Source organism: Pantoea sp. S-LA4, assembly GCF_054482835.1.
Map to the genome: position 1 here is coordinate 3,632,295 of NZ_JBTLRC010000002.1, position 15,038 is coordinate 3,647,332.

Sequence of the window (15,038 nt, forward strand, 5' to 3'; positions counted from 1 at the left end):
GTATCCCGCCAGTTTTCGCCCGGTTTACCCTGCCATCCGCCGACATTCGCCGGACCTCAGAAATTATCCTCTTTTTGCCCGCCGAAGCCAGTAACGACGCGGGTTTCAGCATTGAATGACGCCTGGCAGGTGCGTAAGATTCTTTATCTGTATTTACAAATAAGAAACAGTTATGCAAGCCTCCATCTCAGAAACACTCGACAAGCAACAGGACCCCACGCCGGTTAATTCACGCAGCAAAGTGGTGATTGCCTCGCTGGTCGGCACGGCCATCGAGTTCTTCGATTTTTATATCTATGCCACTGCCGCGGTGATCGTTTTCCCGCATATCTTTTTTCCGCAGGGTGACGCCACCGTCGCCACGCTACAGTCACTGGCGACCTTTGCCATCGCGTTTATTGCGCGTCCGATTGGTTCGGCGGTGTTTGGTCACTTTGGCGATCGTATTGGCCGCAAAGCAACGCTGGTCGCCTCGCTGCTGACCATGGGGATCTCTACCGTGGTGATTGGCCTGCTGCCGGGTTATGAAACCATCGGCGTGCTGGCCCCGTTGCTGCTGGCGCTGGCCCGTTTTGGTCAGGGTCTGGGACTCGGTGGGGAATGGGGCGGCGCGGCGCTGCTGGCGACCGAAAATGCCCCGGCGAAGAAACGTGCGCTCTATGGGTCGTTCCCCCAGCTTGGCGCTCCGATTGGTTTCTTCTTCGCTAACGGGACTTTTCTGCTGCTGTCATGGCTGCTGACCGATGAGCAGTTCATGCAGTGGGGCTGGCGTGTGCCGTTTATTCTCTCTGCGGTGCTGGTGCTGATTGGCCTCTATGTGCGTGTGTCGCTGCATGAAAGCCCGGTGTTTGCCAAAGTGCAGAAAGAGAAAAAGCAGGTTCGGGTACCGATTGCGGCGCTGCTGAGCAAGCACCTGACCGCCACCATTCTCGGCACCTTTATCATGCTGGCGACCTACACCCTGTTCTATATCATGACCGTCTACTCGATGAGTTATGGCACCACGCCTGCGCCCGCCGGGCTGGGCATTCCGCGTAACAGTATGCTGTGGATGCTGATGTTAGCGGTGATTGGCTTTGGTGTGATGGTGCCGATTGCCGGTCTGCTGGCTGACCGGTTTGGTCGTCGTAAAACGATGATTACCATTACGCTGATGATTATCGCGTTTTCGTTCCTGTTCCCGGCGATGCTCGGTTCCGGATCGCAGGCACTGGTGATGGCATTTCTGCTGTTGGGTCTGAGTATTATGGGCCTGACCTTTGGCCCGATGGGCGCGCTGCTGCCGGAGCTGTTTCCGACCGAAGTGCGTTATACCGGCGCGTCGTTTTCCTATAACCTGTCGTCAATTCTCGGTGCCTCTGTCGCGCCTTATATCGCCACCTGGCTGAATGCCAACTACGGTTTGCAGGCGGTAGGCTTCTATCTGGCCTCGATGGCGGTATTGACGCTGATTGCGTTGATCGCCTGTAAAGAGACGCGTAACCAGACGCTGTATGAGGTGTAATCCGGTTGGATGAAGGTTAGTGAAAACCCGGCAGCCGCCGGGTTTTTTTATGGGGCAGGCTCCCAGAGTACAACGGCTCTCAAAGGCTAAAAAAAGCATCGCCTTATGGTCAGGCGACAGGCTCAGGGAGCATACGCCTTTCGCAAAGAGGCAAAAGACGCGATCCATCGCGGGCTCAGCGCGTGCCATTACGCACCTCATCCCTGAGGTGCGCCCGTAAACGGGCCAACGCTTTGCTACAGGCGTATGCTCCCATCGCTTTAAGTGGATTAGTTGTCTGTTCGAAAATGCTCAATGGCGTTTAAAGGCGTAGTGATATTGGCAGCAATGAAGAAGCTTAAGGGCACAGGGAACACGGTCAGAAGAGGAAAGCGTCCCGCGCCATGGACGGCGCGGGCCGAGCATGCCATGGATGGCGGGTTTTGCGTCTTTCCGATCTGACCGTGCTCCCTGGGCATGCACGGTCAGATAGCAGTGAAGGCAGAGTTCTACAGAGAACCGCCCAGCGTTTTTTCACAAAAAAAACCCCGGCAAGCCGGGGTTGGTTTTGCTGAAAATTGTGTTGCCGGTAATTAGCCCGCGACAGCGATACGCTTCATGTCGGTCATGTAGCCACGCAGCTTGCGGCCAACGGTTTCAATCGGGTGCTGGCGAACCGCTTCGTTGACGTCACGCAGCTGCGCGTTATCAACCTGCGTGCCTTCAACCGCTTTACCCAGATCGCCCGGCTGCAGCGTGGTCATGAACTCTTTCAGCAGCGGCACCGCGGCGAAGGAGAACAGGTAGTTACCATATTCGGCGGTATCAGAGATCACCACGTTCATTTCATACAGACGCTTACGGGCGATGGTGTTGGCGATCAGCGGCAGCTCATGCAGTGATTCATAGTAAGCTGACTCTTCAATGATGCCGGCATCGACCATGGTTTCAAACGCCAGCTCAACGCCCGCTTTAACCATCGCCACCATTACCACACCTTTGTCGTAGTACTCCTGCTCTTCGATTTTGCCTTCATACTGAGAGGCGGTTTCGAACGCGGTCTGGCCGGTCTCTTCACGCCAGGTCAGCAGGTTTTTGTCGTCGTTAGCCCAGTCCGCCATCATGCCGGAAGAAAATTCGCCGGAGATGATGTCATCCATGTGCTTCTGGAACAGCGGAGCCATGATGGTTTTCAGCTGCTCTGACAGCGCATAAGCACGCAGTTTCGCCGGGTTAGAGAGGCGATCCATCATCAGGGTGATGCCGCCGAACTTCAGTGATTCGGTGATGGTTTCCCAGCCGAACTGGATCAGTTTTTCAGCGTAAGCGGGATCGGTACCTTCCGCCACCAGCTTGTCGAAGCAGAGCAGTGAACCGGCCTGCAGCATGCCGCACAGGATGGTCTGCTCGCCCATCAGGTCAGATTTCACTTCTGCCACGAAAGACGATTCCAGTACGCCAGCACGATCGCCGCCGGTTGCTGCAGCCCAGGCTTTGGCAATCGCCATGCCTTCGCCTTTTGGATCGTTTTCCGGGTGAACGGCAATCAGCGTTGGCACGCCGAAACCACGTTTGTACTCTTCACGCACTTCGGTACCCGGGCACTTCGGTGCCACCATCACTACCGTGATGTCTTTACGGATGGTTTCGCCCACTTCCACGATGTTGAAACCGTGCGAATAGCCCAGCGCAGCACCCTCTTTCATCAGTGGCTGAACCGCCTGTACCACAGCGGAGTGCTGCTTGTCCGGCGTCAGGTTTACCACCAGATCCGCCTGCGGGATCAGCTCTTCGTAGGTGCCCACTTTGAAACCGTTATCGGTCGCTTTGCGCCATGAAGGGCGTTTTTCCGCAATCGCTTCGGCACGCAGTGCATAGGCGACATCCAGACCGGAATCACGCATGTTCAGACCCTGATTCAGGCCCTGCGCGCCACAGCCAACGATAACGACTTTTTTACCTTTCAGAAAGCTGGCGCCATCGGCAAATTCATCGCGCGCCATGAAACGGCATTTACCTAATTGCGCTAACTGGTTGCGCAAGTTCAATGTGTTGAAATAGTTAGCCATGGGTACTCCAGTAAGGTTGTGTTTGCTTTTTTTGTTCAGGAACGGCGTGTGGTGCAGCGCCGCGAATGACCCCATCATATGACAGGAATTCTGTTGCTTAAATTGATATATTAACAACGTCACATTGCAATAAATGCAACATCACGTTAAGGCGACGCGCATATGGATTTACGAGATCTGAAACTGTTTCTTCATCTGGCCGAAAGTTGCCACTTTGGCCGCACAGCACGTGCGATGCACGTCAGCCCTTCTACGCTCTCGCGGCAGATTCAGCGGCTTGAAGAAGATGTCGGTCACGCGCTGTTTCTGCGTGATAACCGCACCGTCACGCTGACGGAAGCGGGTGAACGCCTGCGCCAGTTTGCTCAGCAGACGCTGTTGCAATATCAGCAACTGCGCCATGTGATGGATCTCAACGGCCCGTCGCTCAGCGGCGAGCTGCGCCTGTTCTGCTCGGTGACCGCGGCGTACAGCCATCTGCCGCCCATTCTCGATCGCTTTCGTGCTGAACATCCGCAGGTCGAAATCAAACTGGATACCGGCGATGCCGCCGATGCGGTGGAAAAAGTGCACTCCGGCGATGCCGATCTGGCGATTGCCGGCCGTCCTGAAACGCTGCCTGCCAGCATCGATTTTATGCCGCTGGGGCTGATCCCGCTGGTGCTGATCGCGCCTGCACTGCCCTGTGCCGTTCGCACTCAGGCAACACAGCCGCAGCCCGACTGGTCAAAAATTCCGTTTATCCTGCCGGTGCAGGGACCGGCACGGCGGCGTATCGATCTCTGGTTCCGCCGCCAGCGCATCCCGAATCCGGTGATATATGCCACGGTATCGGGCCATGAGGCGATTGTGTCCATGGTGGCGCTGGGCTGCGGTATCGCTCTGCTGCCAGATGTGGTGCTGGAGAACAGCCCGGAACCGGTGCGCAACCGCGTGCTGATGCTGGAGAATGTTGAGTCGGTGGCACCGTTTGAACTCGGCGTCTGCGTGCAGAAAAAGCGGCTCGGTGAGCCGCTGATCAGTGCTTTCTGGAGCCAGCTGTAATCAGTTGCCTGACAGGAAGAAACGGAACGCCGGGTTCTGGCTTTCGTCATGAAAGTCGTAACCCAGATCGGTGAGATGCTCTTCAAAGCGCGGCTCATCGCTGCCCAGCTCAAAGGCGGCCAGTACACGTCCGTAGTCGGTGCCATGGCTGCGGTAGTGGAAGAGCGAGATATTCCAGTGAGTCCCGAGCGTTTGCAGGAATTTCAGCAACGCGCCCGGCGCTTCCGGAAATTCGAAGCTGAACAGGCGTTCACGCAGCGGCTTAGAGGGACGTCCGCCGACCATGTAACGAACATGCAGCTTCGCCATCTCATCATCGGAGAGATCGACCACCTGATAACCACTGCCGGTGAGCTCGCTGATGATCTCGCTGCGCTCTTCCAGACCGCGGGTCAGCCGCACGCCAACAAAGATGCAGGCTTTGTCCGCATCGGCGTAGCGGTAGTTGAACTCGGTGATCGACCGGCCGCCCAGCGTCTGGCAGAACCGCAGGAAGCTGCCCTGCTGTTCCGGGATGGTGACCGCCAGCAGCGCTTCTCGCTGTTCGCCCAGCTCGCAGCGCTCAGAGACGTAACGCAGTCCGTGGAAATTGACGTTGGCCCCGGATAATACATGCGCCAGCCGCTCGCCTTTGATGTCGTGCTGCTGGATATACTTCTTCATTCCCGCCAGCGCCAGCGCACCCGAAGGTTCCGCCACCGCGCGCACATCTTCGAACAGATCTTTCATCGCGGCGCAGATCGCATCGCTGTCGACGGTGATGATGTCGTCGATGTAGGCCTGACAGAGCCGGAACGTTTCGCTGCCGATACGTTTGACCGCGACCCCTTCGGCGAACAGCCCGACGCGCGGCAGATCGACCGGATGGCCCGCCTCCAGCGCCGCCTTCAGGCAGGCTGAATCTTCAGACTCCACCGCAATCACTTTAATCTGTGGCATCAGCTGCTTGATCAGTACCGCGACGCCCGCTGCCAGACCACCACCGCCAACCGGGACAAAGACCCGATCGAGATGCGCATCCTGCTGCAGCAGTTCCATCGCCAGCGTGCCCTGCCCGGCAATCACCGCCGGATGGTCAAACGGTGGTACGAAGGTGTAGCCACGCTGTTCCGACAGCTCAATCGCTTTGGCTTTCGCCTCGTCGAAGTTAGCGCCAAACAGATAAGCCTCACCGCCAAATGCGCGCACCGCATCAACCTTGATATCCGCTGTCGCCACCGGCATCACAATCAGAGATTTGATGCCCAGCTTGCTGGCGGAGAGCGCCACGCCCTGCGCATGGTTGCCGGCTGATGCCGTGACCACGCCGCGCGCTTTTTGCTCTTCGTTCAGCCCGGCAATCATCGCGTAGGCGCCGCGCAGTTTGAAACTGTGCACCGGCTGACGATCTTCCCGCTTCACCAGAATGGTGTTGCCGAGCCGCGATGAGATTTTTTCCATAACCTGCAGCGGCGTCACCTGTGCCACTTCATACACCGGTGAACGCAACACTGCGCGCAAATACTCGGCGCCACACGGCGCCTCGGGTAGCGGTTGAGACTCGGCCATTTTAGCCTCCCAGCTTGCTCTTATCGCGGACGGCGCCTTTGTCGGCACTGGTCGCGAGTAATGCGTAAGCACGCAGCGCAAAAGAGACTTCACGCTGACGATTGACCGGCGTATAGGCCGCATCACCGCGCGCTTCCTGCTCTTCACGGCGGGCGTGCAGTTCGTTATCCGGCACGGCGAGTTTGATACCGCGGTTAGGGATATCGATTTCGATGGTGTCGCCATCTTTGACCAGCGCAATGGTGCCGCCGTTGGCCGCTTCAGGTGAAGCGTGGCCGATAGAGAGGCCCGACGTACCGCCTGAGAAACGACCATCGGTGATCAGCGCGCAGCTTTTGCCCAGGCCCATTGATTTCAGATAAGTGGTCGGATAGAGCATCTCCTGCATGCCCGGCCCGCCTTTTGGCCCTTCGTAGCGAATGACGACGACATCGCCCGCAACGACCTTGCCGCCCAGAATCGCTTCAACTGCGTCATCCTGGCTTTCGTAAACTTTGGCCGGACCGGTGAAGGTGAGGATCTCTTTATCTACGCCCGCGGTTTTAACGATACAGCCATCTTCTGCGATGTTGCCGTAGAGTACGGCCAGGCCGCCATCCTGCGAGTAAGCGTTTTCGCGGGTGCGGATACAGCCTTCGGCACGGTCATCATCCAGCGTGTCCCAGCGGCAGTTCTGCGAGAACGCCTGGGTGGTACGAATACCCGCCGGACCGGCGCGGAACATATCTTTTACGGCCTGATCTTTGGTCAGCATGATGTCGTACTGATCCAGGGTTTCACGCATCGTCTGCTGCAGGATATTACGCGCGCTGCTGTCGAACAGGCCTGCACGATCCAGCTCGCCGAGAATGGCGAAGACGCCACCGGCGCGATGCACATCTTCCATGTGGTATTTCGGCGTACTTGGCGCGACTTTACACAGCTGAGGCACTTTGCGTGACAGGCGATCGATGTCGGAGATATTAAAGTCGATCTCGCCTTCCTGTGCGGCAGCCAGCAGGTGCAGCACGGTATTGGTGGAACCGCCCATGGCAATATCCAGCATCATGGCGTTCTCGAAAGCGGCCTTGTTGGCGATGTTACGCGGCAGCATGTTGACATCATCCTGCTCGTAATAACGTTTGGTCAGGCTGACGATGCGCTTACCGGCATTGATGAACAGCTCTTTGCGATCGGCATGGGTTGCCAGCAGTGAACCGTTGCCGGGCTGCGACAGGCCAAGCGCTTCGGTCAGGCAGTTCATCGAGTTGGCGGTGAACATGCCGGAGCAGGAGCCGCAGGTCGGGCAGGCTGAACGCTCAATCTGCTCGCTGTCGGCATCGCTGACGTTCGGGTTAGCCCCCTGAATCATCGCATCAACCAGGTCCAGCTTGATGATCTGATCGGAAAGTTTGGTTTTACCCGCTTCCATCGGCCCGCCGGAGACGAAGATCACCGGAATATTCAGGCGCAGTGACGCCATCAGCATTCCTGGGGTGATTTTGTCGCAGTTGGAGATGCAGACCATGGCGTCGGCGCAGTGCGCATTGACCATGTACTCGACGGAATCAGCAATCAGCTCACGCGAGGGCAGTGAATACAGCATGCCGCCATGACCCATGGCAATACCATCATCCACCGCGATGGTGTTGAACTCTTTAGCCACACCGCCTGCCGCTTCGATCTGCTCGGCAACCAGTTTACCCAGATCGCGCAGGTGAACGTGGCCAGGGACAAATTGGGTGAATGAGTTGACCACCGCGATAATCGGTTTACCGAAATCGTCGTCGGTCATTCCTGTCGCGCGCCATAAGGCACGGGCACCCGCCATGTTGCGGCCGTGGGTGGTAGTGGCAGAACGGTACTTAGGCATGCTCTATTTACTCCAGTAATAATGTCTCGCGGGCGTCAGATAACGCCCGCGCAGTGTCTGCTTATGCGTTAACCGGATCTAACCAGCCCCATTTGTCTTCGGTTTCGCCAGTGAACAGACCAAAGAAGGCCTGCTGGATGCGGGCAGTAATCGGGCCGCGTTTGCCTTCGCCGACCTGGATACGATCAACGCTGCGCACCGGCGTGATTTCCGCTGCGGTGCCGGACATGAAGATCTCATCCGCCAGATAGAGTGATTCACGTGACAGCGTTTGTTCACGCACTTCAATTCCCATATCGATCGCCAGTTTGATGATGGCGTCGCGAGTGATGCCTGGCAGAGCGGAAGAGGTGAATGGTGGTGTGAACAGAATGCCATCTTTGACTTCAAACAGGTTCTCACCCGCGCCTTCAGAGATGTAGCCGTTGGTATCCAGCGCGATACCTTCCTGATAGCCGTGACGACGGGCTTCGCTACCCACCAGCAGTGAAGAGAGGTAGTTGCCGCCGGCTTTGGCCGCTGTCGGCAGGGTGTTCGGTGCTACACGGTTCCACGAGGAAACCATGGCATCGATACCATTTTCCAGCGCTTCGGCACCCAGGTAAGCACCCCATGGGAAGGCGGCAATGATCACATCGGTGCTGAAACCGTCTGGCGGGTTCACGCCGAGGCCGACATCACCGACAAACGCCAGTGGACGGATATAGGCACTTTTCAGTTTATTGACGCGGATGACTTCGCGGCACGCTTCCATCAGCTCATCAACGCTGCTTTTAATCGGGAAACGGTAGATTTTGGCGGAGTCGTGCAGACGTTGCATGTGTTCGCGATGGCGGAACACAACCGGTCCTTTGTGAGAGTCGTAGCAACGCACGCCTTCAAATACCGACGTACCGTAGTGCAACGCGTGGGACATGACGCTAACTTTCGCCTCTTCCCACTTAACCATCTCGCCATTGAACCAAATAAAGTCTGCTTTCTTCGTGCTCATTTTTCTTCCCTCTCGCGGCTAGGCGCGGATTTGTTGTGTTGTCTGTTGTTGAATCTGAACGCAGGCGACATCGATCAGTTTGCTTAACTGCGAAGACAGTAAATCGACCGAGCGCTGGCTGGCAACGGTCATTTCGATATTAATGTTTTCAGCGTTGGCCACGGAGGCCATGTTCATTGAGCAAACCTGAAAGCCGCGGTGACGCACTACGCGTAAGATGCGCTCCAATATTTCAGGGCGAAAGCGGGCTTCGATAGACAATTGATGCTGATTCATACGGTTTTCTCCATCATTTGTGCATTGCTGGCACCCGGCGGTACCAGTGGCCAGACGTTTTCATGCTCATCAATTGCAACATGCAGGAAGTAAGGACCTTCGCTGTTCAGCAGAGCATCAAGTGCGGCGTCGACCTGTTCTTTACGGGTAATGCGCTGGCCGGGGATATCAAAGGCGCTGGCCAGCGTCAGGAAATCGGGGTTGTCAGACAGATTGGTTTCGCTGTAGCGGCCATCAAAAAACAGCTGCTGCCACTGACGAACCATACCGAGGCGCTGGTTATCCAGCAGCACGATTTTAACCGGCAGCTTGCCGCGTTTGATGGTGCCCAGCTCCTGAATGTTCATCATGATTGAGCCGTCGCCAGAGACACAGATGACGGTGTCCTGCGGGCGGGCGACCTGCGCTCCAATCGCGGCCGGTAAGCCAAAACCCATGGTGCCTAAGCCGCTGGAGGTGATGAAATTCTCTGGCGCGCTAAACGCCATATGCTGCGCTGCCCACATCTGATGCTGACCCACATCGGTGGTCACTACCGCATTGACGGGTTTGCGATCGGACAGTTGCTTCAGCAACAGCGGCGCATAAATGGCGTCACCCGGATGGTCATAGCGCCAGCTGTGACTGGCTTTAAGCGCTTTCACCTCATCACGCCAGGCATCGATATTCAGGGGCTGACTCAGCGCGGGCAGCAGATGGTTAAGATCGCCCTGCAATGAAACATGGGCGCGGCGTAATTTGTTCAGTTCCGCCGGATCGATATCGAGATGAATAACGCTGGCGTGCGGGGCAAAGGTATCCAGCTTGCCGGTCACCCGATCGTCAAAGCGCGCGCCAACCGCAATCAGTAAGTCACAACGCTGAACCGCCAGGTTGGCCGCTTTGGTGCCGTGCATCCCCAGCATGCCGAGATAGAGCTCGCTGTCTGCATCCACGCTGCCCAGACCTTTCAGCGTGGCTACCGCAGGGATGCCCGTCTCTTCAGCCAGCGCACGCAGTGCGGGAACGGCCTGCGCCATACCTACGCCACCACCGACATAGAGCATCGGTTTCTTTGCCTGCGCCAGCAGCGCGCGGGCGTCGATAATCGCCTGATGCGGCAGATCCATCCCCTCTTCTACCGGCACCAGATGCGGCGTGGGTTCGCCCTGCGCAATCTGGATATCTTTAGGGATATCAACCAGCACCGGGCCTGGGCGGCCCGATTGCGCCAGAGCGAATGCTTCAGCCATGATGGCAGGCAACTCGTCTAACGACTCGACCAGGAAACTGTGTTTGGTGCAGGCCAGGGATAAGCCCAGTACGTCGATTTCCTGAAAGGCATCGGTACCAATAAACGCGGAAGAAACCTGGCCGGTTACCGCCACCACCGGTACCGAATCCATCATCGCATCGGCCAGTCCGGTGATCAGGTTCGTGGCACCCGGTCCCGAGGTAGCAATGCAGACGCCGGTTTTGCCGGTTGAGCGTGCATAACCAATCGCAGCCATTACCGCGCCTTGCTCATGACGACACAGTAGGTGTTCCACGCCGCCATCGTAGAGCGCGTCGTATACCGGCATGATGGCGCCGCCCGGGTAACCGAATACGGTATCCACACCCTGCGCGCGTAAAGCCTGAACTACCCACTGTGCACCTGTCATCGCTATTCTCCTGTGTCCTGACCGGAACAACAGAATTTTATGCTACTGTTCATTGTTTGTTCCTTGTAGATTTACTGATATTTCGCCTGGTCGAAAAAAAACCCCCGGACCTTTCGGTGCGGGGGTTTTTTCGGATTCGAGGCTTGATTTTTAAGCCTTTCTTTCTCCAAGCGTAGCCCCGCACGGTAGGTTGATAATCACCACCACGCTAATCACAACTAGGCTAATCACTTGTAGAAGGGCTTTCATGTGTTGTTCAATTCTTTTACGTGTTCGAAGTAATGCCTACAGAGTTAACATAGTCAGGGGGGATAGCACAACATTTTTCGTCTGTTTTTTTCCACGTCCGGCATTAAGTATTGGCCTATCAATTTGTAATAAAAAGAATAATTTCCGGATGATAAATATTCATCACTTTCGTGACGTAATAATATTTTGCTGAATTTGCGTACAGCCTCGCTCGCTTTTGTCCCGCTCTGTAACGACTATCGATCCGCTGTGTTCCGCCTCGCATACCGGTGACACTCTCTTCGCTTTTCTCTTTTGCTGACCGCAGACTGGCAGCATTAAGGAGCGATTATGTCATTATCAAAAGTCCTGACCCGGGCTGCGTTGGGGGTAGAGGCGCCACTGGTCACTATCGAGGCGCATATCAGCAATGGTCTGCCCGCGCTGACGCTGGTCGGCCTGCCAGAGACCACGGTAAAAGAGGCGCGAGAACGGGTACGCAGCGCCATTATCAATAGCGGGTTTGTGTTTCCGGCCAAACGGGTCACCATTAACCTGGCACCGGCGGATCTCCCCAAGGAGGGCGGGCGTTATGATTTGCCGATGGCGATCGCCATTCTGGTGGCCTCTGAGCAGCTGCCTGCGGATAAGCTGACTCACTATGAGTTTCTGGGCGAGCTCGCCCTTGACGGCGCGCTCTGCGGTGTACAGGGCGCGATTCCCGCGGCCATGGTGGCTATCCAGGCCGGGCGGCAGCTGGTGCTCTCTCGCGAAAACCAGACGGATGTCGGATTAATTCGTCAGGGTTCATCGCTGATTGCTTCACACCTCAGTGAGGTCTGTGCTTTTTTGCATAATCAGCTCACTTTACCGATTGCCAGCTATCCTGACGATCAGTGTGAATCGTCGGGCGACGATCTCGCCGATATTATTGGCCAGCAGCAGGGGCGCAGAGCATTAGAAGTTACCGCAGCGGGTGGACATAACCTGTTGCTGATCGGGCCGCCCGGCACGGGCAAAACCATGCTGGCGACCCGACTACCGGGCATCATGCCGCCCCTGAGCGATCAGGAAGCGCTGGAGTGCGCAGCTATTGCCAGCCTGGTTAATGGCAACCCATCACACCGGCAGTGGCGCACAAGGCCATTCAGGTCCCCTCATCACAGCGCCTCTCTGTATGCCCTGATCGGAGGCGGCTCACTGCCGCGGCCCGGCGAGATCTCGCTGGCACATAATGGCGTACTGTTTTTAGATGAGTTGCCAGAATTTGATCGCAAAGTGCTCGACTCTCTGCGTGAACCGATAGAATCGGGACTGATTGCTATTTCCCGCGCCAGAGCAAAAGTGACCTATCCTGCACGGTTTCAGCTCATCGCCGCGATGAACCCCAGCCCTACCGGACATTATCAGGGTCAGCATAATCGCTGCTCGCCACAGCAGGTGCTGCGTTATCTCAGCAAATTATCCGGTCCTTTTCTCGATCGCTTTGATCTGTCGCTTGAAGTTCCGCTGCTGCCGGGCGGGATGCTGAGCAGACAACGCCACACGGCGGAGAGTTCAGTGACGGTACGTCAGCGGGTCGTCGCTGCACGCGCTATTCAGCTGGCGCGGTCAGGCAAAATTAACGCGCATATGAACAATGCAGAAATTCTGCGCTGGTGTCAGATTGGCAAAGAAGATGCTGAATGGCTGGAGTCGGTGCTGGAAAAGCTGGGTTTGTCGGTACGGGCCTGGCAGAGAATTTTAAAAGTGTCTCGCACGCTGGCCGATCTGGCGGGGGATGAGAAGATAAACCGGGCGCATTTGCAGGAGGCGGTGAGCTATCGCTGTATTGACCGCTTAATGATCCACCTGCATAACAGCCTGCAATAAAAGAAGGGGCGTAAGCCCCTTCTTATTAGTCGTCGCTGTCGCTGAAGTCTTCAACGGTGTCCATCTGCGGCTTCCCGCCAGACAGGGTGTGAAAACGCTTCGGACGCTTAATGCGTGTGATGTATTTGGTCCATACACGCTCAGCTTCTGTTTGCGGCTCACGCTGACCACGACACACTTCTATGAATAACCGTTCTTCTTCTGTTGCAGGTTCACGCTTTGATAAATCAAGCTCATTAAAGGCGAAACCGTGGCGTTCAAGAAGCTGGGCTTCTTTAATCGTAAAATCACCGTGGCGTGAGAAACCACGCGGGTAATGTTTGTTATCAAAGAAACGATTTTCGGTTAAGAAGCTTTCCGCCATGTTACACGCTCCTGATTCTCTTATGCCTTACTATTTATGGCGCGGAGTATTAGATAGGCTTGACAGAGTGTAAAACAAAACATTTAAATCTATACGACAAATAAATTTTGGGAGAACGCTGTGGATACGGAATTACTGAAGACTTTCCTGGAAGTGAGTCGAACGCGCCATTTCGGGCGTGCTGCGGAAGCACTTTACCTCACGCAATCTGCTGTCAGTTTTCGCATCCGTCAGCTGGAAAATCAGCTTGGTGTCAATCTTTTTACCCGACATCGCAACAACATACGGCTGACGGCCGCGGGCGAACGGCTATTACCCTACGCTGAAAGTCTGATGAGCACCTGGCTGATGGCTAAGAAGGAGGTCTCCCATACTCAGCAACATCATGAGCTCTCTATCGGGGCCAGCGCCTCGCTCTGGGAAGCCTATCTCACGCCGTGGCTGCAAACGCTCTATGAGAACCGGGAGAGCCTGCATTTAGAAGCGCGGGTGGCACAGCGTCATCTGCTGGTTAAGCAGTTGCATGAGCGGCAGCTGGATCTGCTGATCACCACTGAAGCACCGAAAATGGATGAGCTGACCAGCCAGCAGATTGGTCATATCTCACTGGCATTATTTTGTGCACGGCAGAGTGAGAAGCGCGAGAAGTATGATTATATTAAGCTCGAATGGGGTGCAGATTTTCACCAGCATGAGAGCTATCTCTCCGGCGGTGATGATGTGCCGGTTCTGACGACAACATCGGCTCATGTCACGCGTGAGCTGTTACATACAACAGGTGCCTGCGCCTTTCTGCCTGACTTCTGGCATAGCCTCTACAGTGAACTGATGGTGATTCCGGATACGCCGGTTGCGGTGCGCCCGCTTTATGCGGTCTGGTTGCAGAACAGCGATCAGCAAGCGCATATACGTCAGTTGCTGAAGTTTCCGGTTCTGGTCAGGCAAAACAGCTGATTTTCGAACGCGAAAAGTGGGAGAAAGACGAGGAAAAGGATGAAGAGCCAGCAGATGTTAGCTGGTTTTTTGTTCAGCATTGGGCTACAGGCAAAAAAAAATCCTTTGCCGAAGCAAAGGATCGTTTTCTGGCAGGGGCGGAGGGACTCGAACCCCCAACACCCGGTTTTGGAGACCGGTGCTCTACCAATTGAACTACGCCCCTAAATAGGGTGGCGGAACGGACGGGGCTCGAACCCGCGACCCCCTGCGTGACAGGCAGGTATTCTAACCAACTGAACTACCGCTCCACCGATTCTGTACTGCGGCCCGCTCTCGCTGACCTCAGGTGTTTCGCCCGCTCCGCGTCACCGGAGTGGTCACGACCAGCGTGCTGGTCTTAATTTGATGCCTGGCAGTTCCCTACTCTCGCATGGGGAGACCCCACACTACCATCGGCGCTACGGCGTTTCACTTCTGAGTTCGGCATGGGGTCAGGTGGGACCACCGCGCTACAGCCGCCAGGCAAATTCTTTGTGCTCTGTCCTGTGTCTTTTGTGCTGATGCTGCGTTGGCCGCCCTCGCGCTACTCCGTCACATACTTCAGTATGCTCCTTCGTATCGCTCGGTTGCCGCCCTGCCTCAGCGCAAAATCCTCCGGACCCGGGCCCGCAGGACACAAACGTATCCGGTAACAAGCTGAAAATCTGTCTCTTAAAAACGCCTCTGGCGTTG

The 15,038-nt window shown here is 56.1% G+C and carries 12 protein-coding genes, 2 tRNA genes and 1 rRNA gene; 4 read left to right on the top strand and 11 right to left on the bottom strand.

The features are described from left to right. Positions 1-172: 172 nt before the first annotated feature. Positions 173-1,504, top strand: a complete 1,332-nt coding sequence (locus ACX3P5_RS17940) for an MFS transporter (RefSeq protein WP_233986377.1) — start codon at positions 173-175, stop codon at positions 1,502-1,504. Between the two features lie 572 nt (positions 1,505-2,076). Here the strand turns inward: ACX3P5_RS17940 and ilvC are convergent. Beyond that, entirely contained in the window at positions 2,077-3,552 is a 1,476-nt protein-coding gene (ilvC, locus tag ACX3P5_RS17945) for a ketol-acid reductoisomerase (protein ID WP_336756871.1), read from the bottom strand. A 162-nt stretch (positions 3,553-3,714) separates the two neighbouring features. Between ilvC and ilvY the strand changes: the two genes are divergently transcribed. Continuing rightward, positions 3,715-4,596, top strand: coding sequence for an HTH-type transcriptional activator IlvY (gene ilvY / locus ACX3P5_RS17950; RefSeq protein WP_233986366.1), 882 nt, complete (start codon positions 3,715-3,717; stop codon positions 4,594-4,596). Here the strand turns inward: ilvY and ilvA are convergent, their stop codons facing one another. The 6 genes from ilvA to ilvL form a co-directional block, all read right to left on the bottom strand. After that, positions 4,597-6,144, bottom strand: a complete 1,548-nt coding sequence (gene ilvA, locus ACX3P5_RS17955) for a threonine ammonia-lyase, biosynthetic (protein WP_233986358.1) — start codon at positions 6,142-6,144, stop codon at positions 4,597-4,599. A 1-nt stretch (position 6,145) separates the two neighbouring features. Then, positions 6,146-7,996 carry a dihydroxy-acid dehydratase gene (gene ilvD / locus ACX3P5_RS17960; RefSeq protein ID WP_233986351.1) on the bottom strand — a complete coding sequence of 617 codons (1,851 nt, stop codon included), beginning with the start codon at positions 7,994-7,996 and terminating at the stop codon, positions 6,146-6,148. 61 nt (positions 7,997-8,057) lie between these two features. Then, positions 8,058-8,987, bottom strand: coding sequence for a branched-chain amino acid transaminase (locus tag ACX3P5_RS17965; protein WP_094121627.1), 930 nt, complete (start codon positions 8,985-8,987; stop codon positions 8,058-8,060). Between the two features lie 18 nt (positions 8,988-9,005). Next, the gene (ilvM, locus tag ACX3P5_RS17970) at positions 9,006-9,263 is read right to left on the bottom strand and encodes an acetolactate synthase 2 small subunit (protein ID WP_008926359.1); all 258 of its coding nucleotides are present in this window, start codon (positions 9,261-9,263) and stop codon (positions 9,006-9,008) included. Then, complete coding sequence (gene ilvG, locus ACX3P5_RS17975) at positions 9,260-10,906, bottom strand: acetolactate synthase 2 catalytic subunit (protein WP_233986343.1); 1,647 nt, start codon at positions 10,904-10,906, stop codon at positions 9,260-9,262. The genes ilvM and ilvG overlap by 4 nt, the downstream gene beginning before the upstream one ends. A gap of 150 nt (positions 10,907-11,056) precedes the next feature. Then, positions 11,057-11,155 carry an ilv operon leader peptide gene (gene ilvL / locus ACX3P5_RS17980; RefSeq protein ID WP_082097622.1) on the bottom strand — a complete coding sequence of 33 codons (99 nt, stop codon included), beginning with the start codon at positions 11,153-11,155 and terminating at the stop codon, positions 11,057-11,059. A gap of 330 nt (positions 11,156-11,485) precedes the next feature. Here ilvL and ACX3P5_RS17985 point away from each other — a divergent pair, with 330 nt between their 5' ends. After that, positions 11,486-13,006, top strand: a complete 1,521-nt coding sequence (locus ACX3P5_RS17985; protein ID WP_458969071.1) for a YifB family Mg chelatase-like AAA ATPase — start codon at positions 11,486-11,488, stop codon at positions 13,004-13,006. 25 nt (positions 13,007-13,031) lie between these two features. Here the strand turns inward: ACX3P5_RS17985 and ACX3P5_RS17990 are convergent, their stop codons facing one another. After that, positions 13,032-13,370, bottom strand: a complete 339-nt coding sequence (locus ACX3P5_RS17990) for a MaoP family protein (protein WP_094121630.1) — start codon at positions 13,368-13,370, stop codon at positions 13,032-13,034. A gap of 120 nt (positions 13,371-13,490) precedes the next feature. On the opposite strand from ACX3P5_RS17990, the gene hdfR reads away from it, so the two are divergent. Beyond that, positions 13,491-14,324, top strand: a complete 834-nt coding sequence (hdfR, locus tag ACX3P5_RS17995; protein WP_031377324.1) for an HTH-type transcriptional regulator HdfR — start codon at positions 13,491-13,493, stop codon at positions 14,322-14,324. 129 nt (positions 14,325-14,453) lie between these two features. Here hdfR and ACX3P5_RS18000 read toward each other — a convergent pair. The 3 genes from ACX3P5_RS18000 to rrf form a co-directional block, all read right to left on the bottom strand. After that, a tRNA-Trp gene (locus ACX3P5_RS18000) sits at positions 14,454-14,529 on the bottom strand. A gap of 8 nt (positions 14,530-14,537) precedes the next feature. Next, a tRNA-Asp gene (locus ACX3P5_RS18005) sits at positions 14,538-14,614 on the bottom strand. Positions 14,615-14,713: 99 nt separating this feature from the next. Then, positions 14,714-14,829, bottom strand: a 5S ribosomal RNA gene (gene rrf, locus ACX3P5_RS18010). Positions 14,830-15,038: the final 209 nt, after the last annotated feature.

What these genes read in the sequence shown, in the direction of transcription:
- ACX3P5_RS17940 (WP_233986377.1), top strand. Translation starts at nt 173, where the DNA reads ATGCAAGCCTCCATCTCAGAAACACTCGACAAGCAACAGGACCCCACG.
- ilvC (WP_336756871.1), bottom strand. Translation starts at nt 3,552, where the DNA reads ATGGCTAACTATTTCAACACATTGAACTTGCGCAACCAGTTAGCGCAA.
- ilvY (WP_233986366.1), top strand. Translation starts at nt 3,715, where the DNA reads ATGGATTTACGAGATCTGAAACTGTTTCTTCATCTGGCCGAAAGTTGC.
- ilvA (WP_233986358.1), bottom strand. Translation starts at nt 6,144, where the DNA reads ATGGCCGAGTCTCAACCGCTACCCGAGGCGCCGTGTGGCGCCGAGTAT.
- ilvD (WP_233986351.1), bottom strand. Translation starts at nt 7,996, where the DNA reads ATGCCTAAGTACCGTTCTGCCACTACCACCCACGGCCGCAACATGGCG.
- ACX3P5_RS17965 (WP_094121627.1), bottom strand. Translation starts at nt 8,987, where the DNA reads ATGAGCACGAAGAAAGCAGACTTTATTTGGTTCAATGGCGAGATGGTT.
- ilvM (WP_008926359.1), bottom strand. Translation starts at nt 9,263, where the DNA reads ATGAATCAGCATCAATTGTCTATCGAAGCCCGCTTTCGCCCTGAAATA.
- ilvG (WP_233986343.1), bottom strand. Translation starts at nt 10,906, where the DNA reads ATGACAGGTGCACAGTGGGTAGTTCAGGCTTTACGCGCGCAGGGTGTG.
- ilvL (WP_082097622.1), bottom strand. Translation starts at nt 11,155, where the DNA reads ATGAAAGCCCTTCTACAAGTGATTAGCCTAGTTGTGATTAGCGTGGTG.
- ACX3P5_RS17985 (WP_458969071.1), top strand. Translation starts at nt 11,486, where the DNA reads ATGTCATTATCAAAAGTCCTGACCCGGGCTGCGTTGGGGGTAGAGGCG.
- ACX3P5_RS17990 (WP_094121630.1), bottom strand. Translation starts at nt 13,370, where the DNA reads ATGGCGGAAAGCTTCTTAACCGAAAATCGTTTCTTTGATAACAAACAT.